This is a genomic window from Paenibacillus sp. MAH-35 (genome assembly GCF_058135425.1).
The window spans coordinates 128,848-155,554 of the sequence record NZ_JBYUPU010000010.1; the positions used below are offsets into that span (position 1 = coordinate 128,848).

25 protein-coding genes are annotated in these 26,707 nt (G+C 55.6%); 9 read left to right on the top strand and 16 right to left on the bottom strand.

All coding sequences use genetic code 11. From position 1 onward, the window contains the following. Positions 1-336: 336 nt before the first annotated feature. From AC3Y2E_RS13355 to AC3Y2E_RS13365, 3 genes are all read right to left on the bottom strand, one after another. Positions 337-2,010, bottom strand: a complete 1,674-nt coding sequence (locus AC3Y2E_RS13355) for a PhoX family protein (protein WP_379210974.1) — start codon at positions 2,008-2,010, stop codon at positions 337-339. A gap of 189 nt (positions 2,011-2,199) precedes the next feature. Next, positions 2,200-3,444 carry a hemolysin family protein gene (locus AC3Y2E_RS13360; protein ID WP_379210976.1) on the bottom strand — a complete coding sequence of 415 codons (1,245 nt, stop codon included), beginning with the start codon at positions 3,442-3,444 and terminating at the stop codon, positions 2,200-2,202. A 336-nt stretch (positions 3,445-3,780) separates the two neighbouring features. After that, positions 3,781-4,566, bottom strand: coding sequence for a DUF1836 domain-containing protein (locus AC3Y2E_RS13365; RefSeq protein WP_379210978.1), 786 nt, complete (start codon positions 4,564-4,566; stop codon positions 3,781-3,783). Positions 4,567-4,817: 251 nt separating this feature from the next. On the opposite strand from AC3Y2E_RS13365, the gene AC3Y2E_RS13370 reads away from it, so the two are divergent. Next, entirely contained in the window at positions 4,818-6,176 is a 1,359-nt protein-coding gene (locus AC3Y2E_RS13370; protein ID WP_379210980.1) for a hemolysin family protein, read from the top strand. After that, positions 6,151-7,125 carry a cation diffusion facilitator family transporter gene (locus AC3Y2E_RS13375; protein WP_379210982.1) on the top strand — a complete coding sequence of 325 codons (975 nt, stop codon included), beginning with the start codon at positions 6,151-6,153 and terminating at the stop codon, positions 7,123-7,125. The genes AC3Y2E_RS13370 and AC3Y2E_RS13375 overlap by 26 nt, the downstream gene beginning before the upstream one ends. A gap of 591 nt (positions 7,126-7,716) precedes the next feature. Here AC3Y2E_RS13375 and AC3Y2E_RS13380 read toward each other — a convergent pair. Continuing rightward, entirely contained in the window at positions 7,717-8,778 is a 1,062-nt protein-coding gene (locus tag AC3Y2E_RS13380) for an LCP family protein (protein ID WP_379210984.1), read from the bottom strand. A gap of 314 nt (positions 8,779-9,092) precedes the next feature. Between AC3Y2E_RS13380 and AC3Y2E_RS13385 the strand changes: the two genes are divergently transcribed. Continuing rightward, positions 9,093-9,989 (top strand): cation diffusion facilitator family transporter, encoded by an 897-nt coding sequence (locus AC3Y2E_RS13385; RefSeq protein ID WP_379210986.1) that lies wholly within the window; start codon positions 9,093-9,095, stop codon positions 9,987-9,989. Between the two features lie 4 nt (positions 9,990-9,993). On the opposite strand, the gene AC3Y2E_RS13390 is transcribed toward AC3Y2E_RS13385, so the two are convergent. The 8 genes from AC3Y2E_RS13390 to AC3Y2E_RS13425 all read right to left on the bottom strand — a co-directional run bounded on the left by AC3Y2E_RS13390 (position 9,994) and on the right by AC3Y2E_RS13425 (position 18,181). Beyond that, positions 9,994-11,451: an HD-GYP domain-containing protein gene (locus tag AC3Y2E_RS13390; RefSeq protein ID WP_379210988.1), complete on the bottom strand. Its 1,458-nt coding sequence runs from the start codon at positions 11,449-11,451 to the stop codon at positions 9,994-9,996. 220 nt (positions 11,452-11,671) lie between these two features. Continuing rightward, positions 11,672-12,673, bottom strand: coding sequence for an acrylyl-CoA reductase family protein (locus tag AC3Y2E_RS13395; protein WP_379210991.1), 1,002 nt, complete (start codon positions 12,671-12,673; stop codon positions 11,672-11,674). A 40-nt stretch (positions 12,674-12,713) separates the two neighbouring features. Further along, positions 12,714-12,983, bottom strand: coding sequence for a hypothetical protein (locus tag AC3Y2E_RS13400; RefSeq protein WP_379210993.1), 270 nt, complete (start codon positions 12,981-12,983; stop codon positions 12,714-12,716). A 231-nt stretch (positions 12,984-13,214) separates the two neighbouring features. After that, on the bottom strand, positions 13,215-14,555 hold the full coding sequence (locus AC3Y2E_RS13405) for a GerAB/ArcD/ProY family transporter (RefSeq protein WP_379210995.1): 1,341 nt from the start codon (positions 14,553-14,555) through the stop codon (positions 13,215-13,217). After that, positions 14,552-14,794: a hypothetical protein gene (locus AC3Y2E_RS13410; protein WP_379210997.1), complete on the bottom strand. Its 243-nt coding sequence runs from the start codon at positions 14,792-14,794 to the stop codon at positions 14,552-14,554. The genes AC3Y2E_RS13405 and AC3Y2E_RS13410 overlap by 4 nt, the downstream gene beginning before the upstream one ends. Next, the gene (locus tag AC3Y2E_RS13415; protein ID WP_379210999.1) at positions 14,787-15,974 is read right to left on the bottom strand and encodes a Ger(x)C family spore germination protein; all 1,188 of its coding nucleotides are present in this window, start codon (positions 15,972-15,974) and stop codon (positions 14,787-14,789) included. The genes AC3Y2E_RS13410 and AC3Y2E_RS13415 overlap by 8 nt, the downstream gene beginning before the upstream one ends. Then, positions 15,971-17,608, bottom strand: coding sequence for a spore germination protein (locus tag AC3Y2E_RS13420; protein ID WP_379211001.1), 1,638 nt, complete (start codon positions 17,606-17,608; stop codon positions 15,971-15,973). Before AC3Y2E_RS13420 ends, AC3Y2E_RS13415 begins: the two co-directional genes overlap by 4 nt. Positions 17,609-17,893: 285 nt before the next feature. Further along, positions 17,894-18,181 (bottom strand): hypothetical protein, encoded by a 288-nt coding sequence (locus AC3Y2E_RS13425; RefSeq protein WP_190923704.1) that lies wholly within the window; start codon positions 18,179-18,181, stop codon positions 17,894-17,896. 172 nt (positions 18,182-18,353) lie between these two features. Here AC3Y2E_RS13425 and AC3Y2E_RS13430 point away from each other — a divergent pair, with 172 nt between their 5' ends. The 4 genes from AC3Y2E_RS13430 (at position 18,354) to AC3Y2E_RS13445 (ending at position 20,560) form a co-directional block, all read left to right on the top strand. Continuing rightward, the gene (locus AC3Y2E_RS13430; RefSeq protein ID WP_379211004.1) at positions 18,354-19,379 is read left to right on the top strand and encodes a DUF4062 domain-containing protein; all 1,026 of its coding nucleotides are present in this window, start codon (positions 18,354-18,356) and stop codon (positions 19,377-19,379) included. Positions 19,380-19,384: 5 nt separating this feature from the next. Continuing rightward, entirely contained in the window at positions 19,385-19,570 is a 186-nt protein-coding gene (locus AC3Y2E_RS13435) for a hypothetical protein (protein WP_190923708.1), read from the top strand. A 283-nt stretch (positions 19,571-19,853) separates the two neighbouring features. Further along, positions 19,854-20,333 carry a nucleoside deaminase gene (locus AC3Y2E_RS13440; RefSeq protein ID WP_379211006.1) on the top strand — a complete coding sequence of 160 codons (480 nt, stop codon included), beginning with the start codon at positions 19,854-19,856 and terminating at the stop codon, positions 20,331-20,333. 38 nt (positions 20,334-20,371) lie between these two features. Continuing rightward, complete coding sequence (locus AC3Y2E_RS13445) at positions 20,372-20,560, top strand: hypothetical protein (protein WP_379211008.1); 189 nt, start codon at positions 20,372-20,374, stop codon at positions 20,558-20,560. Between the two features lie 755 nt (positions 20,561-21,315). Here AC3Y2E_RS13445 and AC3Y2E_RS13450 read toward each other — a convergent pair. After that, positions 21,316-22,173, bottom strand: coding sequence for a DUF72 domain-containing protein (locus AC3Y2E_RS13450; protein WP_379211010.1), 858 nt, complete (start codon positions 22,171-22,173; stop codon positions 21,316-21,318). 329 nt (positions 22,174-22,502) lie between these two features. Here AC3Y2E_RS13450 and AC3Y2E_RS13455 point away from each other — a divergent pair, with 329 nt between their 5' ends. Continuing rightward, entirely contained in the window at positions 22,503-22,823 is a 321-nt protein-coding gene (locus AC3Y2E_RS13455; protein ID WP_379211012.1) for a hypothetical protein, read from the top strand. Between the two features lie 132 nt (positions 22,824-22,955). Here AC3Y2E_RS13455 and AC3Y2E_RS13460 read toward each other — a convergent pair whose 3' ends face one another. Then, positions 22,956-23,588 carry a DsbA family oxidoreductase gene (locus AC3Y2E_RS13460; protein WP_379211014.1) on the bottom strand — a complete coding sequence of 211 codons (633 nt, stop codon included), beginning with the start codon at positions 23,586-23,588 and terminating at the stop codon, positions 22,956-22,958. 167 nt (positions 23,589-23,755) lie between these two features. Between AC3Y2E_RS13460 and AC3Y2E_RS13465 the strand changes: the two genes are divergently transcribed. Continuing rightward, positions 23,756-24,475, top strand: coding sequence for a DUF6483 family protein (locus AC3Y2E_RS13465; protein WP_379211016.1), 720 nt, complete (start codon positions 23,756-23,758; stop codon positions 24,473-24,475). A 155-nt stretch (positions 24,476-24,630) separates the two neighbouring features. On the opposite strand, the gene AC3Y2E_RS13470 is transcribed toward AC3Y2E_RS13465, so the two are convergent. Then, entirely contained in the window at positions 24,631-25,308 is a 678-nt protein-coding gene (locus AC3Y2E_RS13470; RefSeq protein WP_379211018.1) for a response regulator transcription factor, read from the bottom strand. After that, positions 25,305-26,666 (bottom strand): sensor histidine kinase, encoded by a 1,362-nt coding sequence (locus AC3Y2E_RS13475; protein ID WP_379211020.1) that lies wholly within the window; start codon positions 26,664-26,666, stop codon positions 25,305-25,307. Before AC3Y2E_RS13475 ends, AC3Y2E_RS13470 begins: the two co-directional genes overlap by 4 nt. Between the last annotated feature and the right edge of the window lie 41 nt (positions 26,667-26,707).

Here is a 26,707-nt window from a genome sequence, read left to right on the forward strand (position 1 = left end):
GTCCGTTAGAAATCAAAATCTGCTCATTTCTACGTTTTAGCGGCTGTGGTGTCCGTTAGGCATGGTGTCTGTTAGCTGTGGTGTCCGTTAGCCGTCGCCCAGCATCGCTCGAGCCTTTGCAATAAGTTAAACCGTCCGGCACAACATCCGGACGGTCTTTAACATACAAAGCTATACATTCGTGCGTTGGGAGGAAGGGGGTACCGGGCTCCAACCGCTCGTTTGCAAGCTTTGCCTTTTGAAGTTTAATAGTTACAACAACGCGATTTCAAATGCGGTCTGAGTATGATTCTGGTGAGCAGCTTGCCAAATCACTTCTCCAGCGAATCTTTCTTCTCAGCCGAGCTTAAAGCCCTGGATCGCAACGACGCCGCAGCGCGCAATTTTGTCGCCCGGACGATGCGGCCACAGGCTGGTCGGCTTGCTCAGATCGTCCGTCATCTCCCCCGGATGCTGAATGGACAGAAACAGCGTATTCTCATCCGGCGTGAAATACGGCCCCGTCAGCTCGCTCTCAACCGGTGCCGAAGCGAACTGCAGCGCCTGCGCCATGCCCGGCCCGTGAGTCGGGACGACGAACAGCCCGTTGTTCATAAACGTTTTGTACACGCCCTTATTGTGGCTGCTGGACGAGATGTCCGTTACGATCCACAAGTTGCCGTTCGAGTCGAACGCCAGGTTGTCGGGCGAGCTGAAGCCGGACTGACGGCCGCCGGCGATGAAAATTTCGAAGTCGAACTCGGTCGCGCCAAGATCGTCGCCACTTTCGAAAATACGGGTAATGTGCCCGTGAATGTTGCCGTGCGTATCGTTATTCGTATGGCTGACGAACACGGTGTTGTCGAACGGGGAAATCTCGATGTCCTCCGGACGGTCGGTCGGCGTCCCGCCTACGATCAGCGCCGCCTCGTGGCAATTCGTCACGACGTCGCCCTCGTTTTTGAACTTCGCCAGCAGTTCCTCGCGGGTCCCTTTCACCCCGGAAGGAGCTTTGAACTTCTCGTTCGCCAGCAGCTTGGAGACCGCTTCGTACGTTACCGGCGCCCATTTGCCCGATTTGAGATTGGCTACATACAGCGTGCCTTCCTCCAGCAGGGCGGAGTTGGCGCGGTCTTTCATCGGATCGTACTTGCCTTTGCTGACGAATTTGTATACGCAAGCGTCCTTCTTATCGTCCCCCATATATACGACGACCCGGCCGTCCTTCGTCAAACCCATCGCCGTGTTTTCGTGATTGAACCGGCCCAGGGCGGTATGTTTCTTCGCATACTTTCCGTCGAACGGATCGATCTCCACGACCCACCCGTAATGAGTGAGCGGTAGCCCGGCCCGCTCCGCCGTCTCCGAGAAGTTCTCCTCGCACGACAGCACGGTATTCCACAGCGTGACGCCTCCGGAGCAATTGGCGAAAGTCCCCTTGACCGCGGTTGCGTGGCCGACTGCCGCAGTCCCTTTGGCCGGACCGGTCAGCTCGAACGGCGAGAAGCCGTTGATGCGGCGGGCGTATTGGGAGCCTGTATCCATTTTCCACGAGCCGTCCATGTCACGGAACACCTCGATAACCGACATCCCCTGGTAGTACAAATCTTTCTCAATCTGCTCCTTCGTCCAAGCGCCGTCCGCGGCGATCGGTCCGATCGAGAAAATGTTCGTATATTCGTGGTTGTTCACGAGCAGGCCGCGCGTGTTCGAGCCGTGAATCGGGAAGTAGGCGTTGTAATCGGAGCCTTGTCCGAATTTCTCGCCGGCTTTGTTGATCACATCGTCAAACGCCGCCACTACGTCGTATTTGAATCCTTTGGGCAGCAGCAACGCATCTTCCTTCGACGGTGCGATCGGCTCGAAGTATCCGCTTACTTTATTCGTCTTGAAGCCAAACAGATGATCCGCCGTAGGCGACATGGCGGACGCTTTCCCCTCCAGCACGCCAAGCCCGGCGGATGCGGCGGCCAATGCGGCGGCTCCTGTCCCGATATACGATAAAAATGTGCGGCGGTTGATCTCCTTCATACGTACCACTCCTCGTCCACGATAATGTCCGCTAACGCGCTTTCTGTATTCCACGATAAGGGACGAATGTCATCGCAGTGTTTGGCGCAGATGAAGAAGTTGTTAAGACGATCTCCGCGAGCGGACGAGCGACGAACGACGAAAAAGCCTCAAGCTCCTCTCTAACAGGGACTTGAGGCTTTACATATATCAGGACACGCTGGAAATCGCTCCGCTGTCTTGCGTCTCTGCTTCCAGCTTGCGGACGATCAGACGCGATACGCGCATGTGGTCCACTTCATCAATAATCATCTCGAAATCTTCAAACTGCACGCGTTGGTTTTTCTTAGGCGGGATTTCGACCTGCGCGTACATCCAGCCGCCGATTGTATCATAATCATCCGATTCGATCTCCAAGCCGAAGTAATCGTTAAATTCCTCGATATGGAGCATGCCGTCCACGGAATGAGTGTATTCGTCCCTTTTCTCGATGCTCGGCCTATACTGGTCGAATTCGTCGTGAATTTCCCCGACAAGCTCCTCCAAAATATCCTCCATCGTCACAATACCGGACGTTCCGCCGTATTCGTCGATCAGCAGCGCCAGCTCGGTCCGGTTCTTCTGCATCATTTTCAGAAGCGTACTGATGGACATCGATTCCGGAATGCTCATAATCGGGCGTACGACTTTGCGAATGTCGTCAAGACCGTCACGGGCTTTTAGCAAATCCTTAATGTGCACAAATCCAATGATGTTATCTTTGTCGGGATCACACAGAGGGTACCGGGTACGCATCTCTTTGGTGGCGATCTCCATATTTTCTTCAAACGACCTGTCGGCGTACAGGCAGGCCAGCTCCGTGCGGGGTATCATAATCTCCCGGGCTACCGTCTCGGTAAAATCGAATACGTTGTCGACGAGCGCCAGCTCCGTATTGTCGATCAGCCCGTTCTTATGGCTTTCCTTGACCAAAAGACGAATCTCTTCTTCCGTATGAACTGCGTCGTGCTCGGATTCCGGCTCGATTCCGGACTTGCGGAGCATCCAGTTGGAAGCGCCGTTCAGCACCCAGATGAACGGGTACATCAATTTATAGAACACTACCATCGGAACCGCCGACCATAGTGTGACCTGTTCGGACTTTCGAATCGCGTACGTTTTGGGTACTTGCTCACCGATTGTAATATGGAATGCTGTCACGATCGTAAAGCCGATTATAAAAGCAATGACATGAATGGCGCTGTCCGGCAGATGAAACGACTTCAAGGTCGGTTCAATCATTCGTGCAATCGTCGGTTCTCCCAGCCAGCCGAGGGCAAGCGACGTGAGCGTAATGCCGAGCTGACAGGCAGACAAGTAGGCATTCAAATTGCCCAGTATACCGCTTGCAAGTTTGGCGCTAATCCTTCCTTCCAGAGCCATCGCATCGATACGATTTGTTCTCGCTTTCACCATCGCGAATTCCGCAGCTACAAAAAATCCGTTTAACAATACCAAAACTAACGCAATCAACAAATTGAGTACTATCGGTCCTCCAGGGTCACTACCCAAATAATTTCCCGTCCGCCTTTCTTGAGGCAGACAGGTGCACCTCCCTTATTCTAAAAATGAATGTAACTCCATTATAAAGGAACGTCAGTAAACATCAAACGTTCGCTCGAGTTCGAAAAGGGGCGTCTCGAACCAAAATGTCAGAACATTCGGCAAAAAGGGATCGTTATTCAATGTTTATTCGCGTTTCCTGCTCTTTGTGCGGGTTGCTTTCCGTTTTCGAATTCCGGCAAGCCCATATTAGGAGTCTGCTCCCAAATTTTGAAGAAATAACGTCGCATTCAAAAACCGTCTAGCCAGCGATTGGAAGTACGTCGTCTGCACCGAAACCATCGCGATCAGCACCGTATTGCTTACCGCTTCTCTCTGTTCCGCGTTGAGGCCGTCCAGCGTCAGCACGTAGGAATCGGTAATTTGCTTGATCATGTGCTCCATCATATGGTCGTGATTCGGTTTTCCGCTCTCGTGGCCTGCCAGATCGAGCACCTGGTCATTGTTTTTATCCAGCTCTTCGAACAGGAACGAATAGGCGGCGTATAATCGCAGCGGACGGATGAGGTCGTCGGAGTCGTCCTGCGGATTTTGGAAGACAAGCGTCAGCAGCTTGCGGATCGATTCGAAATCAAGCGTCGCCTTCAGATCGTCGATGATGAACAACACGGCCGTTTGGTCGACCGAATATTTCTTGCCGATTCTGGGCGGCCCGATCAGGTCTTTGAAATCCCGCTTCACCCAGTTTTGCACCGAAGTGACGGAATAATAGGTGTATTCGATCTGGTTGCCTAAGGCAACAATATCCGTAAGGGAAAAGCCTTCTCCGGTTTGCTTCATCTTAATAATTTTTTCGAAGATCGGCGGCAGCGACGTGGAGATGAAGGCGCCGAGCGTCTTCCCGTGCTCCATATCGGCCTTGTGCGACTTGGCCCATACTTCCTGGAGGGTTGCAACCGGCGTTTTATCAAAGCTTCCTTGAAGCGACAGCAGCAAGGTAGCCATTTGTTTTCGGGTCAAATGAAAAGTTTCCATTTTGGATCAACCTCCCGTTCGAGGTATAAGTTCTTATGAACTAATCATATGACGCTAAAGTAATTATGTCAAAGGCTTCATAAATCGGAGTGCGTCCCTAACAGATGCCGCTCACTACCCAGAATGAACCGATTTAGTAAAATACGGCCCAAAACCGGCTTTGCGCACCGGATTTAAATCCGATAATATAAGTTCATAAGAACTTGTATATGTGAGGTTCCATTAAACAACTTTTTTGACTGGAGGACAGAATGATTACTCTGAATTTGGTGTTGGTCGCTTTGCTGATCGCCGCCACCGCTTTTTTCGTCGCTACGGAGTTCGCTATTGTCAAAATCCGCCCGAGCCGCGTCGACCAAATGGTGCTCGAAAACCATAAAAACGCGCTCGCCGTGAAAAAAGTAACGAATAATTTGGACGGTTACTTGTCCGCCTGCCAGCTCGGCATTACGATTACGGCGCTCGCCCTCGGCTGGCTCGGGGAACCGACCGTCGAGAAACTGCTGCACCCGCTGCTCGACCCGCTGCATTTGCCGGTGGAAGTGATGTCCGTCCTGTCCTTCTCCATCGCGTTTATTCTGATGACTTACTTGCACGTTGTTCTCGGCGAGCTTGCGCCGAAGACGATCGCCATTCAGAAGGCGGAGTGGATCGCGACGATTACGGCAAAACCGATCATGTTCTTCTATAAAGTCATGTACCCCTTCATCTGGCTGTTAAACGGTTCGGCCAACTCGCTCGTACGCCTGATGGGCATGAAGCCCGTTAAGGAGCACGAGGACGCGCACTCTGAGGAAGAGCTGCGCATTATATTAACGGAGAGCTACGAAAGCGGCAAAATCAATAATACCGAGTACGGTTATGTGAACCGGATCTTCGCCTTCGATGACATGCTTGCCCGCGAAATTATGGTTCCGCGAACGGATATGGTCTGCTTGCATCTGGACCGTACGCTGGAAGAGAACTTGCGCATCATTAAGGAAGAGCAATATACCCGTTTTCCGGTTATTAGAGAAAGCAAAGACGTTATTATCGGAATGGTGAACACGAAGCAGTTCTTCCTCCGCTATGACGACAACCCGAATATCGAGCTTTCTGAATTGATTATTCCCGTCATGGCGGTTCCGGATTCCATTCCGATCAAGTCGCTGCTTCGCAATATGCAGCAGGAACGCACCCATATGGCGATTCTCGTGGATGAGTACGGCGGCACCTCCGGAATGATTACGATTGAAGACATCCTGGAAGAGATCGTCGGCGAGATTCGCGACGAATTCGATGGCGAAGAGAAACAGGACATCGAGATTCTGGACGAAACCCATATGATTGTTGACGGCAAAATGTCGATCGCCCATATGAACGAGCTGCTTGGCATCCATATCGAGAGTGAAGGTCCCGACACGATCGGAGGCTGGCTGTACGGCCAGCATGCGGAGCTGAAAAAGGGAAGCGAGTGGCATTTCCGAAACTACACGTTTCGGGTCAAAGAGAAAGAACGTCACCGGATCCGCAAAATCGAAATTATCCGACACGACCTGCCCGAGGATGCGGACGACGAATCCGATACGAACCGAGGAGATCGACATGGGAACGACATGGGAGCTACTTAAGAAAGGCAATACTTCATCTTTGATCGCCGCGCTTGGCAACACCGGAGTCGCTGTGGTGAAAGGGATCGGCGCCGCCCTGAGCGGAAGCGGGACGATGTTCGCTTCGGCGATGCATTCGGTGGCCGACGCGGTCAACCAAGGGTTCGTCTTCGCGGGCAGCGTGCTCGCGGAGCGGAAGCCGACGAAACGGTTTCCGACCGGCTTCGGCCGTGTCATCAATCTGTTCTGCATGGCAGCGGTTATGGTCGTATCGTTCATGGGATACGAGACGATCCGCGAAGGATTCCATCTGCTGGCCCATCCGGCCGAGGCGACCAACTTCTGGCTGAACTTCTTCATTCTGCTTATCGCCATCGGTATTGACGGAGCGATTTTATGGAAGGCGATGAAGGAGATTGTCCGCGAGACCCGCTCAGGCGCCAAAGGACTGGCCGTACTGCCCGCCTCGTTTAGCAACGTAGGGCGTGCCGCGCCTCCGACCCGCTTGGTCTTCTACGAGGACATCGTAGCTACGACCGGGGCCGTATTGGCACTTGCCGCCGTCATGGCGACGCAGTTCTCGGATTTTAAGGCGCTGGACGGGATCGCTACGATTCTGATCGGATTTTTGATGATCGGGGTGGCGTTTAAGGTCGGGTATGACAATATGGTGGGTCTGATCGGGGTGGCTGCACCCAAAGATATCGAGGATCGGGTTGCAGGGGTTCTTCTGTCCGATCCGGACGTCTCCGATATTAACCGGCTGCGCGTGCTTCAGGAAGGCCGCACGTACCACGTCGACGGATACGTCGAGCTCCGCAAAGGGCTGACGCTGGCGGAAGCCGACGACATCAAGTGGAGGCTGAAAGCTCTGCTGATGGAAGACCCGGACATTACCGACGTCACGCTCGGCATCCTCGAGGATGATGACCTGCGGAGCTGGCGACCCGGCGATACGGTTGTGCACTAAGAAATAAGCAGCATTTTTAGAAAAACGCTAAACGAAGCCCTTTCCGCGATAAATGGCCCTTGTAGGCGTAAGATGCCGCTTTACTTGGTCTAGATTGTCTCGGTCTGCTTTAGCGCACTTAACACATTCTAAATCTTTATTAGAAGAACCGTCCGGTAAGGTGTCCGGACGGTTCGTTGACGTGCAGACCCACACGCTGGTGCGTGGGCGGGGACGGGCGCCTTCGCTTCAACAGCTCGTAGGATGAGGCTTTGACGGGCCATACCAACTACGTTCAACTCCACTTCAAAATGAGCCCGTACACAGCTTTCTTGGGAGCGGGTTGTGTTCACCTTCGCCAAAACGTATGCACACACGCGAACATTGAACAAAATAGGAGTCTTTAGCGAGGCTGTCGATTCATTGTGTAGAAGTGTTAGAAAGGCCGTTCCAAGTGAAAAGTTACCTTCTTCTGCTCAGACAGGTTGTCCGGAATCCCTTGATTTCATAAGGATTGTAAGGTAGGGGATTCCAGACAAAACTCGCCAGAAGGTAATCTTTTCCCTTTCCACTTGGTTGTCCACATGGAATCGACAGCCTCTTTGAGCTCCCTTATCTTCGATACGTATCTTTGGTCACCGTATTCGGCTCCGGCGAGTCTACGCCGATGACATTCGCGATCTTGAGCGAGTCGTCGGCAGGCAGTCCGAGACGGGAACGGAACGCCGTCAACGCCGTCTTCACATCCTCCTCGGTCGGCACGATGTACGGACTGTCCCATCGTCCTTCCAAAGGAACAAATTCCAGCCGATCTGGCTTCAACTTGCCATATTGCAAAATCCATTCGCGCAGCAGCGACACCGGAATGTCGGTTTTGACGCTCTCCCCGGCAATATCCAGCACGCTTCCCCACTGCGCGATCCCGTTAAAGGAAGTCAGCTTGTCGAGCAATTGGCCGAGCACCTGATGCTGCCGCTCGTTGCGGGCGAGATCGGACGATTCGGCGGTACCCTGATTCGATTTGCGGTAGCGGACAAAATCGAGCGTTTCCTTGCCGTCCAGAATTTGCCGGCCTTTCTTCAGATTAATATCGGTTCCGTCTTCCGTGTCCACATACCTCATATCCATATCCACATCGATATTCAGACCGCCCAGCGTGTCTACCAGCTTGCGGAAGCCGTCGAAGTGGATGACCGCCATGTAATCGATCGGGATGTTAAACAGCTCGCTGAAAAACTGCTTCGTATTCGGAATGGCGGCTTCCTTGTCTTTGTTATAGTGATAAGCATAGTAGTAGTTCGCTTTCTGCGAAGAGATCTGCTTCGGCTTCAGCCGCATATCTCTCGGCAGGGAAACGACCGTCGCGTCCTTCGTCTCCGGGTTTAGCGCAACAAGCATAAGCGCGTCGGTATTCATCGATCCGCCGCCGCCCTCCCGGTTATCCACTCCCGCTAGCAGGAATGAGATCGGTTTCATCGGTTGGCCGGTGGTTTCGCCGCCTGCGGGTTGCTCCGGTTTGGCAGGCTGGGCGGCCGCCATCCGGTTTAGCGCCGTATCGGCTTTGTTGTACAGATAGCCGGTGTACACAGCGACGCCGCCTACAAGGACGCCTAGTACGGATACGGTGGCGATTACTATTTTTTTGCGTAATCTGTTTGGTTGTTTCTCACTCATGATGTTCCTCCGTAATGGCAAACGACTGGTTTCGACAGCAGTTGTCGGAATTTGAGCTCCATAGTTGTAGACGACCGACACGGTCATCGGGTTTAATCGAGATAGTAATCGAGATTCCAGCCTCGTTGCAGATGCCGATTTGAACAGGCGGCAGATCCATGGTATAATAACAGGACTTTTATGGAAGTGTGTGGTGGTTTTCTTGTTGATGAGGCCTATAACCGAACATCCATATATGTATCCAAACCCTTGACCGCAACCGGTCAAGGGTTTTTGTTTCCTACGGGAAAAATTGATGCAGGGGGTAACAAATTGTGACCGAGGGGAACAACAAGGCGTCCATGCTCGCCGTATGGATCAGCCTGATCAGCAATATCGCATTAACGGTCATGAAGCTGCTGGTCGGCTTTTTGTTCGGCTCTCCCGTACTGATCGCCGATGGCGTCCATAACGCGGGAGACGTTATCGCTACGGCCGCAGCCTTAAGCTCTATGCGCATCTCCAAGCTGCCCGCCGACGACGATCATCCGTATGGCCACGGCAAAGCCGAAGTGCTCGGCTCCGGAATCGTCGCCATTATACTCGGGCTTGCCGCCATCTATATCGGGTATCATGCGGTACTCGCCTTCTTTCACGAACCGACCGAGTCAAGCTGGATCGCGCTGATTGCAGCCGCGATCTCCCTGATCTGGAAGCAGCTTCTCTACGTATACACGATGAAGCTGGGCCGGCAAACGAACAGCAAGGGGCTGATCGCCACAGCGTACGATCATCTGGCTGATGTGTACGCTTCGATTGCCGCCGTCATCGGGATCGCACTCGCCCTGATCGGAGACCGCTACGATATCCCGCTGCTAGCCTACGGTGATCCGGCCGCCGGTATCATTGTCTCGATACTCGTCTTGAAGCTCGCCGTGCATATGGCCCAGGAAGCGATCGATATTTTAATGGAAAAAACAGTGAGCCAAGAGCAGCTTGCCGAATACACCGAGCTCGTGCGGAGCGTCCCGCAAGTGATGCGCATCGACCGGCTCCGGGCGCGGGAGCACGGCCATTACATTCTGGTCGATGTGCGCGTCAGCATACCGGCGGAGCTAAGCATCCAGGAAGGCCACGACATCTCCCGCTCGATCAAAAAAGCGATCATGGACCGCTGTCAGGACGTCGACGAAGTGCTCATCCATCTGAATCCCTGGTATCCGGTCGGCTAACCGTTCATACTGCCGATCCCGAAGGCATCGCGCTGGCCGGCATCCCCCCCGCCTGGATCATCAGAGCCGGATACTGATACGCCTGCGGGTCCCGCTCGCACAGCCGGGTCCACGCATCGACGCATGCCGGATCGAAGTGAGTCCCTTTCTGATCGTTCAGAAAGGCGATCGCTTCCAGATGAGACCGGGCTTGCCGGTAAGAACGGTTGGAAGTCAGCGCGTCGTACACATCGGCCACGGCGACGATTCGGGCCAGCAGCGGGATGCGTTCCCCGACCAGTCTATCCGGATATCCGCTGCCGTCCCACCGCTCGTGATGATGCCGGATGATGTCCAGCTCCTCTTTCATAAAGCCGAGACCGCGGCACATCTCGTAACCTTTGGCCGGATGCTGTTCGATGGCCGCCCGTTCCTCCGCGCTCAGCCTGCCGGGTTTGTTCAGGATCGCATCGGGAACGTAAATCTTGCCCACATCATGAACGATGGCGCCTTGGGCCAGCGCGCGCAGTTGCTCCGGTTCGAGCTGCAATTCCTCCGCCAGGCGGAGCGCATACATCGTCACCCGGAAATTGTGGCCGGCCGTGTACGGGTCTTTCGTCTCTGTCGCCACGATAAGCGCTTTCACGCTGGGACTGATGCTGTTCGTGATCCGTTCGATCGGATCATTAGTGAACAAAGCTTTGATTGCATCTACGATCGATTTCTTAGACGCGTACTGAAGAAAAAGACCTATGAGCATCACAATCATCGAGCCCAGCAGCAAATAATGGTACAACCACCAGCTAAGCATCCACACTTGCCCGGACACCATAATCATCTGAGCGGCGAACAGCCACCCCGTACTATATATAATTGAAGCCTGGAGCGGAAACCGCGAATAACGATAAGACTGGTAATACCGATACATCGTCACCAAATTCAGAGCAAGCGTGCCGATCGTCACAACCGCCTTAAGCGGGTTGCGGTTCCAAGGCACCACGGAGACGATATCCGGAAACAGGATTCCAGCCAGCGCAAATACGCCAAGGGCGACCGTCCAGACCGGCACGAGCCAGTCTTTATATTGCGAAAGACGGACTACGATCGGGTTATCGGACGACAGCGAGGACAACCACAACCAGAGCGAGGCGAGCAATACGCTTAGCTGGGCGGCGACGGCGGGAAGCACCGTGGAATGCATCACAAAACCGGGTGTGGAGAAACCGTGTAGAGCGAACATCTCGGCGAGGGAAATAAAAGCGAGCGCCAAAAAGCTGACTTCGATATTGCGAAGCCGGCTGCCGGCGATTCCTACCAGAACGGCGATTACAACCGACAGAAGCGCGACGACGCTGACGATGTAAAAATGTCCGTGCGGGCTTTTCAATTCAACGTCCATCTGCGACCACGATTTCATAAACTCGAACACGAGCAGAGGCAAAACGATGGCAAGCAAAGGACCGACAAAGCCGTGGAATCGCATACCGGGATTTCTCCTTCTTCACTGTCGAATCATCTGCAACTATTTTACCATAAAATCCTTAAAATCTGATAAAAGCGGCGGGCAGATCGGCAAAAAATCGCTCGACGAAGCAGTGCAGTCAAGCCGTTATTACGGCTGGGCGAAAACAGCCCAAAAAGGCCGCTTTTCGGGTAGAAAAGCAGCCTGTCGTATCATGCCGCGACATTGCCCTGCAAGGCGGCTAATCCGCCAGATTCACAAGTGCACGGCCCAACATCCCGCCGCGCAAAATCGTCTCCAAATAGACGGGCAGCTCGTCCAATCCGATCTCGCCCGCCACAAGCGGCTCATAGCCGCCGGGCGGCTTCCACTCCCGCGCCAGCCGGCCCCAGATCCGGGTCCGCATCTCATGCGGACAGTGGACGGAGTCGATGCCGAGCAGGCTGACGCCGCGGAGAATGAACGGATACACGGTAGCCGGGACATCGGCTCCCCCGGTCAGGCCGCTGACAGCAACCGCACCCCCGTAACGCACCGCGGCCAGCAGCCCGGCCAGCGCCGGACCGCCGACAGGGTCGACCGCGCCGGCCCAGCGCTCCTGCTGCAGCGGCTTGCCGGCAACGCCCGCGAGCTCCTCGCGGCCGAGCACGTCGGCTGCGCCGAGGCCGCGCAAATAACCGGCCGCGTCCGGCTTGCCCGTGCCTGCGGCAACCTCGTAGCTGAGGGCCGCCAGCAGCAGGACGGCCGCGCTACCTACCCCGCCGGTCGCGCCGGTCACGGCTACCGGGCCGCCCTCGCCGGGCCGCACGCCGTGCTCCCGCAGCCGCTCGATCGACAGCGCCGCCGTAAATCCGGCCGTGCCGAGAATCATCGCCTCGCGCGCGCTCAGCCCCTCCGGCAGCGGCACGAGCCAGTCGCCCGGCACGCGGGCCAGCTCGCTGTAGCCCCCGAAGTGCGAGACGCCGAGGCCGTAGCCGGTCGCAAGGACAAGGTCGCCCTCCAGAAAGCGGGGGTCTGCGGAGCGTACGACCGTGCCGGACAGATCGATCCCGGGAACGAACGGATACCGGCTGACGATTCTGCCGTCTGTCTGAACGGCCAAGCCGTCTTTGTAGTTTACCGACGAATACGAGACCCGAACCGTCACCTCTCCGGGAGGCAGCTCGTGCTCCGTGATCGTCCGGACGCGGGACACGCACCGTCCCTCTTCCTTTTCTACATAAAGCGCGCGAAACATGGTCATCGTCCTGTCCTCCGCTTTATTATTGCTGAACTGCCGCCTCTTACGGCTGCTGCAGCTTGCTTCTTGCCGCCTCCACGAGAGCGTCGAAAAAATCGTCGTCCTCCTCCAGAAGCGCCTCGGCGGCTTCAATCTCCTTCTCGATGCCGGAGTCGCGGGCGAAGTTCAGACTGTAGCTCCACTCTTTTCCTTTGGTGCTGTGCAGCGTCACTTCATAATCGGTCCGGTGTCCTTCAATAGTAAATAACACTTTGCCCACAAATCCGTGTTCTTTCGTATGCGACATATCCGCATCGGTAATGTCCCACTTCATAGCTATCCCTCCGATTCAAGCCATCTTCTCATCGTGAAAAAGAAACGAGGATTCCCGGAAAGCGCGGAAACGCTGGCCTGGAACCCTCATTATATCATGCAGCCCCGTAGTTCCGGAACGATCGTCGGCGGTGCGTTCGCAAGACGCGGAAGAACGCTCAACGAAGACGTTCCCCGTTTCCCCGTCGATGCCGTATGCTACGGTACCGAGAGAAACCAGCAACCCGTATGATCAGGATGGGGAGGGGTGACGCACGATCTGGTTCCACCGCCAAAACAAACGGATACTGAAGACGAACAGACCTACAAAAGCGATAAAATAAACGATCCCTCCGAGCTGACCGTATAGTTTGAACCACGATCCCGTCACGCTTCCCCCGAACAGTCCGGCCATACAGACGGCCAGCGACAGCCACCAGCCGATCACGTCACCTCTGCCGGGCGGCGCGGCGCCCTCATCCGGTTGATGCGACTGGCGGCCATGTTCCCGCTTCTTGCGGGTTTTCCAGAGCGAACACAAACCCACGACGGCGAAAAAGCAAAAATGGACGAACACCGTAATGGGCACTGCCGCGTAGTTGCCGAACCGATACACTTCCATTACGCTCCGGAACGATACCAGGGTCAACAGCAAAATCATCCAGCCGCTCATCATATTGATCCCCCGCAGCTTGCCGGTATTCAGCATCGACGACAGCCCCGCCATAAAGCTGAAATAAATCACAATGATTTTCATCAGAAACGCCGGCATCCAGAATCCGATCAGTACGACATCGAGCCGGTCCAGGAAGTCGGTGATATTGATTTCCTGCATCATCGTATAGGCCGGGTACATCGCCCGTCCCGTAATCGTATGTCCCAGTATGGCCGTACACAGAAGCATCATGCCCGTCAGTACGAACGCCGAGGCGACGATCCCGAGCTTAAGCGATTCATAGTATTGCCGGCTGTTCCGGATGTAATTGAGGAACGCCCCGAAGATGAAAATATCGCCCGCCCATCCGGTGCTGAGCACGCCTCCTTTGAGTATGACCCCGGACCCTTGCGACAGGATGGGCAGCAGATTGGACAAATCCGTCTCGTTGACCAGCAGGAGCGGCAATATGACGATGCTGATCATAAAAATCGGGAAAAACAAGTTGACCGAACGCGCAAACTCCTCCAAATTGCCTGTAGCGTAATACATCAGCACCAGCATCGCGGACAAGTAAATGAACTCCGTCGGCGTCCTCTGCAAAACCGCTGTACCGACGAAATCCCCGAACATCCGCAGGTCCCGGATAATCAAATGCAGAATATACAGCATGACGAGAATGTTCAGCAACTTGCCGCCCCATTTGCCGCAGACGCTCTCGCTGATTTCGAACATATTTTTGCCCGGATGCGCCGCCGACAGCTTATACAGCAAAAACGCGATAAAGATCGCGTACAGCATCGAAAATATAAAGTTGAACCAGGCGTCCGGTCCCGCTACCTCGGACAATGTCTTGTACAGACTGATCATCCCGCCGTTAATATAGAGAATGCTGCATAACATGAACAGCTGGTACCCGCTTATCCGCTCCGTATTCAACTTTGTCCCCCCTTCACGAACTGCTCGATATAAGGCGTGATATACTTCGTGACCGTCCGGGCAGGCAGCGGCCAGTCAACCCCCATCCAATACAGCGCGAGCATCCCCAGGCTCAGGACGGTGAACGCTCCGTACAGCCAACGTTCCGCAACATGCATGGAACGCAGCGGCTTCCATTCCGCTGCGACGGTCCCGGCAATTCCGAGCAGGATCAAAAGCTTAAACAAAGAATCATTCATGCGGATGCTCCTTCAGTCCGATGTTCTTGGAGAACATCCCGGTCCTGTTAATCACGATATGAACCTTCACCTCATACTGGGCGCCTTCCAGAGCAGCCGGCCATCTGGAGCTCCATTCGCGCTTCCAGAGAGTCGGATAAGCCCGGTTGAACAGAAGACCGAAACCGGGAATATCGACCTGCCTTTGCTTGGCGAGACGCTCCACCGTCCTGATTTCTCCGGCAATCTTGCTTTCAAGCCGCTGCTCCAGCAGCTCCACCGCATTTTTGTGCTCGTATTCCTTGTTGTCCAGCGCTTCCAGAATCGTGCCTTCTCCCGCCACCTCAATCCGATAATGGAGAATGCCGTCCGACAGGTACGGCTTGATCGTGCACTTGCCTCTGCGGATCGTGACGCTTACGGGCCCTTGATCCGTTTCCACAGTCTCAAGATACGGCTTGAACGTGCTGCGGCTCAGCCAGCGGATGCCTACAGCCTCGTCTTCTCTGGCGACCCCGATCATTTTCCCTTGGCGCGCATAGGCATATCCGCCAATCTGGATTTCCTCGTTCGGTTTGGAACTGCCTTTGCTCTTAACCACCTCGACGTAGGGAAGGATGGCATCCTTGCCCTGCACGTTCAACTGGTGGGCCACATCCTTCACTTGGATCTTGATGACTCCGTCGGATTTCAGCAGTTCCCGTAATGCTTCGGCGGGAAACCGCTCCAGCTTTGGCGCAGCGTTCAGCATCTCATAGGCGTTGCCTTTCGTTACGGCCATGAAGCTCGTCAGACGGTTTTCCGCAAGCCGCGCCGTAATGTCCAGCGCATCGGGAAGGTTCTCTTTCGCCAGCTCTTCTCCAATCAGCAGCACCTTCCGGTGTCCGTAAAATAAACGGCGCGCCATTCGCGCTTGCATCCGCTCGCTTGCCTCTCGTATCGTGCGGCCCGTGTCGGAGTCGATCGTATACGGACGGTCGCCGCCGCTTCCGCCTCCGCCGCCTGTCGCTCCGCCCATGTTGCCTACGAGCGGAATCATGACGCTTACCCGATAGCCTTCCTTATCTTTATCGATAGCGGCGGCCATCACAATCGCAATATCGTTCACTTCGGTCCGGTCCCAGCAGCCGGTCGCTAGCAGCAAAACAAGGAACAAGGCGGCTATCCGGACTCGCGGACGGCGCGGCATTCGCTTCTTCATTTCCGATCCGGCTCCCCTTCCTTGGCCTTGCCGTGATGTGGAGCCTGGTCTTCATTCGTCATCTCCGGCTCTTTACCCATAATCCCGATATTGCGGCTGTCGGACTCGTTATCCTTGCCCAGCCGGTTGAAATTCCGGACGTCAAGCGACATCGGCCGGCGCTTCATCATCCACCAGGGCACGCGGACGAACGTATCCTTCATGTCCGAGAATGTCAGCGGGCTGACCGGGGCCAGATAAGGGACTCCGAACGATCGTAGCCGCGCCAGATGCCCGATAATGATCATCCCCCCGATTACGATGCCATAAAGGCCGAACACCGCAGCAAGCAGCATTAGCGGGAACCGCAGCAGCCTGACCGAGATCGCGGCGTTGAACTTCGGGATCGCGAACGAAGCGATCCCTGTGATCGATACGACTATGACGAGCGGCGCCGATACGATGCCGGCTTCTACGGCCGCTTGACCGACTACGAGCGCCCCCAGAATACTGACGGCTTGGCCGACTGCCTTCGGCAGCCGGACGCCCGCTTCCCGGAGCGCTTCGAACGACAGCTCCATGATCAGCGCCTCGACCACCGCCGGGAACGGGATCGCTTCGCGGGCCGCCGCCACACTGAGCAGCAGCGTCGTCGGCAGCATCTCCTGGTGGAACGTCGTTACAGCGATATACAGGGCGGGCGTCGTCAGCGCAATGAACATGAACAAGCTGCGGACCGACCGGAGAAACGACGAAATCTGAAACCGCTCGTAGTAATCTTCGTTCGCCTGCAAAAACGACCAGATCGTCACCGGCACGATGAGCGCGAAAGGCGTGCCGTCCGTCAGGATGACGACGCGGCCTTCCAGCAGCGCTCCGGACGCCGTATCCGGACGTTCCGTGTACATAATCTGGGGAAATGGCGAATAGCCGTGATCCTGAATCATTTCCTCCAAATAACCGGATTCGAGCACCCCGTCCATATCGATCGCTTCGATCCGCCGGACGACCTCCTTAACCAGCTCGGGGTCGGCCAAGCCGTCAATGTAAGAGACGACGATATCGGTATTCGTCTCCTTGCCGACGATCAGCGGCTTCATTTTCAGTCTCGGCGATTTGATCTTGCGCCTCAACAGCGTCGTATTAGTCCGCAGCAGCTCCGTGAACCCTTCGCGGGGACCGCGTACGGTCGACTCCGTCTCCGGCTCGGTCACGCTGCGGTGCTCCGCCCCGCGGAGACCCATAATCAGAGCTCTGCCGCTGCCGTCCACGATCAGTCCGACATCGCCGCTTAGCACACGCTGCATGCAGTCGCCGAAATTATCCGACTCGGAGATTTGCGAGACCGGCAGCGTCCGGTTCAGCACTTCGTCCAGCTCCGTCCGGTCGCCCTTGCGGATCATCAGACTGCCGATCACCCGGTCGACAAGCTCTGTGTTGGACATGCCGTCCACATAAAAGATAAGAGTCTTAACTCCGTTCTCCATCTGGAATTCCCGGATGACAAAATCCGAACATTCGGCCATCATCTTGTGCAGCCGGTCCGCGTTGTCCTCTACGCCTTCGCTAAGCCGCACTTTTTTCAAATTCTCAATGTACAGCTCGTCTTGAAGAGGCTCTCCGGACGAAGAGCCGCGCTTATTTTTCCGGCCCATGTTATTCCTCTCCTTCCCGGAAACTTCACCCGCATCCTTGCTTCGGTTCTACTTACTTTTCCATGTTTTGCGCAAAGTTATTACACCTTTTCCAGTATCCCCCGCCGTCCCGTTTATCCGGACACGCCAAAAACGCCGGAACCGGCAATCCGCATACACAGGCAAAGCCTGACTTGTACGGGACTGCGAGGTTCCGGCGCTAGCGGGCCGCGCGCGGCTGCCGGTCTGTGACGGAAGCCGGCCGCTACTCGCGGCAAGTTCGTCCTGCGGGTTTACTCTGGCATCCTACCGTTCGGAATTCGCCTGCTCGCTGTTACGCAAGGCGCTGAGCTCCTGCTTCTCTTGGGCCAGCATCTCCTCGGCCAGCTCGACCGGAGCCTGATTCAGGCTTAAACCGGCCTGGTCGATCGCGCGCTCGGCTTTGGCGATCGCATTTTCCGCTTGCGAGATGGTCTGCTCATTCGGATGCGACTGCGCCTGGGACACGGCGTTATGTACCGTTTCTACCGAGTTTTGCGCCTGCGAGATCGGATTTTGCGATTGCAGACTCGTATCGTATCTGGTTTTGCTCATGCAAGTCTCCTCCGTTCGGGTTGAAATCAGTTGCTTCTGATGCGGGTTTACGTCCTTACTATGACGAGTCCGGGCCGGTTTTATACCCAAAATGGGAATCCCGCACTAGATCCGCAAGCAGGAAAAAACACCCTCTTCGTCAAATTGATGTAATCAGGTGGGAGGGATCGCTTTGCTGCGCATTTTCATCAGCTCGACTATACGCGACTTGCATTTCGTCCGGGCCAGCCTGGCCGGACAAATCGAATCGAAGCTCGGTCACAAGGCCGTAGCCTCGGAATCGATCGAATTTAATTTCACCGGGTCCGGCAATATTATAGAGAGCTGTCTCGAAGAAATCGATAAATCGGACGTTTACGTTCTTGTCATCGGGGAGCGCTACGGAAGCCTCGTATCGGAATGGGGCATCAGCATTACGCATGCGGAATACCGGCATGCCCTCGCGGCGCGCAAGCCGGTGCTCGTCATCGTGATGAATCGGATCTGGATCTTATATCAGGACGACTCCCCTTCGCTGGAGCCGCAGCTGAAGCAGTTTATCGACGAAGTGTCGAGCCATTTTGCCCGCAACGTCAAGCCGTTCGACAATGCCGATGACGCTTTCGGCTATATCCGGGCCCAATTGTCGATTTTACTCAAAAATTATGTACGTACCGGACTGAATCCGCTCGACGTTCATGATATAATGAGGACAAGCAAGGTTTATGAGAGCGCTAACCGGTTCTTCGTGTCGCTGATGGAGAACAGCCAGCACGCCTCTCCCGATTACGCGAGAGTGCTGTCGGTCTTCATCCAGGAGCTGCAGACCGGAGAAATCCGCAACCATCTGGTGCAGATCCAGCTCAGTCAGGTGACCGGGGCAACGCTGTACAAGCTGTCGGCCGACGGCGAACGTCTGGTCAAGCTGGGCAGCGCAGGCAATGTGGGCGGCAAGGAGTCGTTCGGGGTAGGCGATACGACGAGTTATGTGTGCCAGACGTATATAAGCGGAAAAACAGAATTATTTGAAGTTGAGAAACTCGGGTTTCGTGAATATATTATTTGCATACCCATTTCGAAGCATTACATCGTCACTTTGCACTGCTTCCTGGAGAAGCAAAGCCGGAGCGCTTTCAACTCCCGGATGGTGCTTGACGAGGTTACTTATAAAAACCAGGTGCTGCTCGGCATCCTGGCACTATTTCTGGAAAGGGTGTGAGTACGATGACAAAACGGCCAAACGGTACGGAGAAGGCGGTCCGCGCCAAAAAAAGGATCGAAGAAGAACGGGAAGCGGTATATACGAGCGGGCCTTCCGTGTTGAAGGGCGACATCGTGTTCAAGAAATTGGCGTCCGTGCCCACCTCGTTCCTGCATCCCCGTGATGCTTTCGCTAAGATGAAAGCTTGAACAGCACACGCGGGACGCTCCCTGCGCCTTCACCCCCGATCGGGGTGAAGGTTTTTTTCGTTTTTTCGTTTTTTTCGTTTTTTTCGTTTTTTTCGTTTTTTTCGTTTTTTTCGTTTTTTTCGTTTTTTCGTTTTTTCGTTTTTTCGTTTTTCGTTTGCGGTCAGGTCGTCTTCGGCTTCAGCTCCCGGAGAAAGGAATCGGTCCGTGCATAAGTCATGTTACCGTTGGCGGATCATAGGGTAAATAGAAGAACCTTTATTGAAGGTAACGGAGGTTGGGGGCTATGGACAAAACGGAGGCAGCATTTATGAAGGAGGCGTTATCGCTGGCGTGCGGCAATGCGCAAGGAGAGCGGGGAGGACCGTTCGGGGCCGTCGTCGTCAAGGACGGGCGGATCATCGGCCGCGGAGCCAACGAGGTGACCTCGGCGAACGATCCGACGGCCCATGCCGAGGTGCAGGCGATCCGGGACGCGTGCCGCAGCCTGGGCGATTTCCGGCTAACCGGCTGCGAAGTGTATACGAGCTGCGAGCCGTGTCCGATGTGCCTCGGCGCCCTGTACTGGGCGAGGGTGCGCGCCGTCTACTACGCCCTGGACCGGGCCGATGCGGCCGAAGCCGGATTCGACGACAACCTGATCTACGAAGAGATCGCCAAGCCGCTCGAAGAGCGCCGGCTTCCGATGATCCGGCTGGAGCCCGATCCGTTGGCGGCAAATCCGTTCGAGCTGTGGCGCCAGTCGACGATTAAGACGGAGTACTGAACAGGCAGGGTGGCTGCGGGTGCGGGAGGCTATAGCTGGTGAGCGCGGCTGGTGAGCGCGGCTCGCCAAACGGCATGCAGTTTGCCGCTCTCCGGCTTGCTCCTGCCTGCGGCCAGTCGGCAGGCCGCCACCTGCGGTACCGTGTCAGCGAGCGCCCCTCTCGAATGGCGGACAAGGAGGGCCTACCCGGAGCTTGGCCGAGCGGTGCGGGTCAGAGCTACAGCTAGCGATCGTTAGAGTCTTTAGAGACTCTTATTCTCCATCAGATCGCTGGATTGGGGAAAATAAGAGATGTTTGGAGCCGCTAAATCGGGGCAATCATGCAATATCCGATCTTTCGCCGATAATAAAAGCTTCAAACATCCTCTATTTTGCTGGACCGGCCGGTTTTTCACGAAATAGCGGTCTCAAAAACCTCTTATAGGCGTGCCATATAAGGAGACTGACTGCACATGGACGCGATGCGGGTCTTCGCATCGCTCCGCACGATCGGCTTTAATCCTACCGGTCCAGGCTACAATATGTACTATGTGTTAACGTGGTACGCGTTGTGTGTGTTGAGCGTGTATTCTGTGTTTTGTGTTTTGTGTTTTGTGCTCTGTGTTCTGTGTTCTGTGTTCTGTGCTCTGTGCTCTGTGTTCTGTGTTCTGTGTTCTGTGCTCTGTGTTCTGTGTTCTGTGTTCTGTGTTCTGTGTTCTGTGTTCTGTGCTCTGTGTTCTGTGTTCTGTGTTCTGTGTTCTGCGCTCTGTGCTCTGTGTTCTGTGTTCTGCGCTCTGTGCTCTGTGCTCTGTGTTCTGTGTTCTGCGCTCTGTGTTCTGCGCTCTGTGTTCTGTGTTCTGCGCTCTGTGCCCTGCGCTCTGTACTCTATACTCTGTGCTAACATGCTAAGCACTATGTTTTATGCACAAGAACTAATCCTATGCTGCGCTCATAACAATAACCGACTACACTTGACCAAGCGCCGAAAGCCCATAGCCACAGCCTACTCCCCAAACAAGTCCAGCTGCACCGGAGGGGTTGGAAGCTCCGGGTAGTCCAGTCCCAGCAGCTGCGCCAGCTCCATAGCGTTCGATGCCGCGTCCCCGCCGGAGTTGTTGTTGAACAGCACGCATATCTCCTTGGTTCCCTCCTGCAACAAACGCAGACGCTCCACCCAATCCGCAAGCTCCTCCCGGTTATAACGGTACAAATAGCGCACATCCCGCCAATTCGGTTCGCCGCTGCTGTGCCAGCCCTCCGTATTGCGCCCGTGAAACCGGACGACCGTCAGCTCCGGATGGGTAGGTACAAGCACGATCGGCACCGAGCCGATTCCCGCCTGAGGTTCGTCGCAGATGCTGTGCGCCCAGCTCTCCCGCTCCATGAACGCAAGCGTACGCTCTCGCATCTCCGGCTCAAACCAGGTGCGGTTGCGGAATTCGAGCGCAAGCGGTACGTCGCCCATCCGCTGCTTGGCTTGGCGCAGCGTCTCGACATGCTTCCGCGTACAATCGAACCAGGGCGGATACTGGAACAGCACCGCCTTCAGCTTCCCCGCTTCCCGCAAAGGTCGAATAGAAGCCAGAAAAGCAGCGAACATAGACTCCTCCGAATCGTGCGACGGCTTGCCTCGCTGATGCCCGGTCATCCCCTGATACGCCTTCACGATAAATCCAAAATGCGCAGGCGTCTCCTGCGCCCATTTGTCATAATTGCGCTCCGGCTGGATGGCGTAAAACGAACTGTCCACCTCGACGATCGGAAACGTCTTCCCGTACACGCGCAGTTTGTCAGGCGTCGCCGTACCGTTCCGATACAACGCTTCGTGATCGCCCCAACCGGTAAGTCCGATTCGAATCATAACCTTCTCCTTGACTCCCTAAACCGGCGCCCCCTCTCGCTCGAAGCTCCGGACGAGTAAACAAGCTGTTGCTCTTATTGTACCACAAGGACAGCAAGATTTTTTTGGCAGACCCGGTTTCAAAGGGCAGGGATCGGTTTAAAGAGGAAGTAAGAGGGCATGTGCAAGAACGCCCCGGCGCTGCCCGCATGCGATCCGACAAGGCGCCGAGGTCAATCGGAGCACTCTCTCTGCCCAATCAGGCGTGCCAAAAAGCACGCGGGGACGACCGTAATCGTTAGCCGGCAGAACTTCAGTACCGACAAATTTTTTGAAGGTGGTGCAGGAGCATGGGATGGATGATTATGATTGTAGCGGCCCTATTGGTGATCGGATTGTTTGCCGTCCGCAGCGCGGGATGGAAGACGGTGCTCGCCTCCAGCGGAGGCAATACCGACGAGTTGGAGACAAAATGCGCTTATTTGAAATCGAACAACGTCAAATGCCGGATTCAGTCCGAAGTCGCCGAGCAAGCTGGGATTACCGCGCAGCACAGCCTGAACGGGGGGAATTATTCGACCGTTAAGCTGTACGTTCACAAAAAGGATGTGGAGCGGGCTAACATTCTGCTGGAGCAATTCGAACGGGACGCGCGGGCGATGCAGTGGTAACTACCGACGCAGCTAACTAACCCTATTCGCATAAAACTATACAACCATACAGGCATACAAAAAGAGAGGCCTCCCGAGACCATCTGGCTCGGGGCCTCTTTTTTTGCGTTTCCGCCGCTTCCGGGCAGTCCCTTACTTGTCCGCCTGCTCCTCCAGTCTCCGAAACACTTTAAGAAACGACTCCGGCGGCTGCGCTCCCGACAGCCCGAACTTCCCGCCCACGATAAAAAACGGAACCCCAGATATGCCGATCTTTCTCGCCATGGCGAAGTCCTCCTCCACCTGCCGCTCTCCCTCTCCGCGATCCAGTCGTTCCCCCAGTTCCGCAGACGCAAGCCCGTTCTCTTCGGCGATCTCCAGCAGCACCGAGCGACTGCCGATGTCCCGGCCTTCTTCGAAATACGCCCGGTTGATCGCCTCAACCAGGTCCGTCTTCGTCGAATCCGGCGCGATCGCGATCAAACGGTGGCTGAGCTTCGTATTCGGCATCATGTCGACCTTGTCGAAATCGAACTTCACGCCTGCGGCGGCTCCCGCTTCGACAACCCGGCTGATCATCCCTTCTTTGGAAAACTGCTTCCCGTACTTTTGCCTCATCGTGCTCATAAACGGAAGGCCTTCCTCCGGCACGCTCGGATCGAGCATATACGCCCGCCAGCGGATCGTCACTGGCTCCCCGCTATATTCTTCGAGCGCCCGAAATAAATTCGCCTTGCCGATCCGGCACCAGGGACATACGTTATCTTGAAAAATATCGATGATCATCGGCTATCCACTCCTCTTGATGGATTGCTCGGCTGCAAACCGTAAGCAGCTCGGCCGGGCTTTACCGATAGTGTAACCGAAATCGGGCCAAGGGGAAACGTATGGTATAGTAAAAACGTATAGTAGACGATAAAACGAATATTCACGGGCAGGAGGGTGTGCAGGGGATGTTTCAACGCGATTACATCATGCGTCTGATCGAGCAGATCAGCAGTTCGATCGGCGCCATACTAGGCATGAAAAAGCAGCTTAAGCCGCAGGAAGCGATGGAGCTGGTGGGGGAAACGTACAAGCGGCTGTTCGGGATCAATCCCGGTCTCGTCCGCGCTTTATCCGAGCGCGATCTCGTTGATTTGCTCAGCCGGGACGGAGAGTCCGCTTCGGAGAAAATGTTTTTGATCGCCGGCCTGCTTAAGGAAGAAGCCGAGCTGTGCAGCATGCTGGAGAAGCCGGACGACGAGTACCGGCTGAATCTGAAGGCGCTGAATTTGTCACTGATTGCCCACAAGGATCATCCGAACGTGGAAGGATGGGATACGCAAGGCCAGATCGAGGAGCTGGTTGAGCGGCTTAGCCGCTACGAGCTCCCGCGCGGTACGAAGGAGCTGCTCTGGCCGTACTACGGCTCTGCAGGACGATACGCGGATGCGGAAGACGTCTTGTTCGAGCTGCTGGATGACTCCCGGGAAGAAGCGGAGAATGCCGCCCCGGGCTTCGACCGTACCGCCTATATCCGGCTGCTGGACGAAGCCTGCCATTTCTACGAGCGGTTGCTGGAGACGGACGAGCAGGCACTCGAAACCGGACGGCTGCCGATCGGCGAAGTGCGCGACGGGCTGGCGGAGGTGCAGGCCAGAGCGGAAACGCTCGCGGATCGGAAAATCTGAGAACCCGCCCTCCCGCCTGCCTGCCTCCCTGTCTATGGCGGGCAACTTGGAGCGTCACCGGCCAAGCTGCCCGATAATCCCCGGTTGCAGTCGGCTCCTCCTGCTTGCCCTAAGCCGCTTCCCAACGCAAGGCCATTCCCTGATTCCTTGACGCTTTACTTCCCGTCCTCCCGCTTCTCGAACAACCCGAGATCACGGGCTTTACGGGCCGCATCTTTGCTGCTGCCGCCGCCCATCTTCTTCAGCACATTGCCGACATGCACCTTGATCGTCCGGATCGAGACGACCAGCTTGTCGGCAATGGCCGATTGCGGCATGCCGTTATCGATCATCTCGAGAACCTGCAGCTCGGAAGGCGTAATTTTTTCCTTCAGTTCCTTCTGTTCGTAGGTTTTTTCCAACTGCTTCAGCCTCCGGAATTCTTCCCGCATCTGTGCGGCTGCGGCCGCGCTAATCGGCGATTCGTTCCGGTAGGCGTCGCGGATCGCGTCCGGAATCCGTTCAAAGTCCGATTTGATCAAATAATCGGCCGCTCCCGCGCGGAACGCGTCGAACATCAGCTCCTTCAGCTCCATCGAGGTCAGCATGAGCACTCTCGCATTATTCCCGCTCATCAGCACTTCCTGAGCCAGATTGATGCCCGCCACCTCGTCCGCCAGCATAATATCCATCAGCACGACGTCGTATTCGAGCTCGCGGATCGCCTTGGCAGCATCTTCAACCGTATCCGCGCTGCCCGCGATCTGCAGGCCCGGCTGAGCTTCCAGATAAGCGGTCAGCCCGCGGAGCCAATCCGGATCGTCTTCGATGATGAGTACGCGTATGTCGTTCATCGTCTTCCGCCCCTTTGTTTCTTCTTCGGAAACCGCATAACCGCCGTAACGCCTTTCCCCGGCTGGCTGTATAGATCAAACGTGCCGCCGTGCTTGCGCATCACCTGGTAGCAATACGAAAGCCCCAGTCCGAAATTCATTCGGCGTTCTCCCTTCGTCGTAAAAAACGGCTCCATTACCTGGCTGAGCAGCTTTTTATCCATACCCGGTCCCGTATCTTTGATCTCGAACACCGTGTGGTGCTTCGTCTCGTATGCTTTCACAAAGATGTCCCCGCCTCCCGGCATCGCCTCGATCGCGTTGGAGAGCACATTGTTCCAGGTCTCCACCGTCTGCGCGCGGTCGCACAGCAGCTCCAGGTCCGCCGGAACCTCGAGGTGGATACGGACGTTCGAATTGCCTGTATCGAGCTGATCGCGGAGCGCCTCCAGTATATCGAGCGGACGGTGCCGTCCCGGCCGGAGCGCCAGCTCCTGCGTCTGGTCCTGCACGCGGGCGATCATCTCCTGCACGTGCCGGGATGCCGCAAGCACGACGTTAATATCGGCGGCCAGCTCGGGCTGATCCGTCCGCTCCGCGTAGGCGCGTATTTTCTCGCCGAACAGCTTCATTTTGCCGACATCGTTCTTGATCGCGTGGTTCAATACGGCGGTTCCCGACGTTACGGCGCGGATGGACACATCCAGCTTGCGGGTCTGGATCAGGACGCGGACGCCCAGAAACCCGTAATTGAATATCGCTATCGTAAACACAAGCACCGCAAATGCGATAATCCAAGTATTGTACCGCCACATTTCAAAAAGACCGAAGCTTGGAAGCACATAGTTCATCACCGCACAGAGCAATACCGCGGGGACGATCGCAAGAATCGTCAGCCGGTCGCTCAGCTTCGTCGTTGCATGCGTCTGCCGCATGAAGACGATCCACAGCGAGCCGACTGCGGCGTACGGAAGCGCCCATGCGGCCGTCAGCCGGAACGGAATCGGGTGAATCGGACGGATAAGCAGTATTGTAAGCGCTATTGGCAGCAGTAACGCAAGCGCCAGCCACATTTTGCGGCGCCGGTTCAGCCAGGCCGGCGGGTTGTAGCTTACCGCGAACAAAACGAACGTATAAGGCAATCCGTAATATTGGAGCAGCGAGAACAGCTTGCGCAGCCCCTCCATCACATCCAAAAGTCCGGTCCCCGCCTCTCTCGCCAGGGCCAGCGGTATCAACGTATCCCCGAGCAAAGCCGACAAGGCCCCCGAGCCGCCGCAAAAAGCAACGCCGCTGAGCCAGCGGATCGAGCTTTTCTTAAAGTCCGATATGAGCAGCACGACAGCTACGCTCCATAAGGCTATAAGCACAAACAGCATAATCGTTGTCCCTCTCCCACGCAAACAATACCCATTCCGAC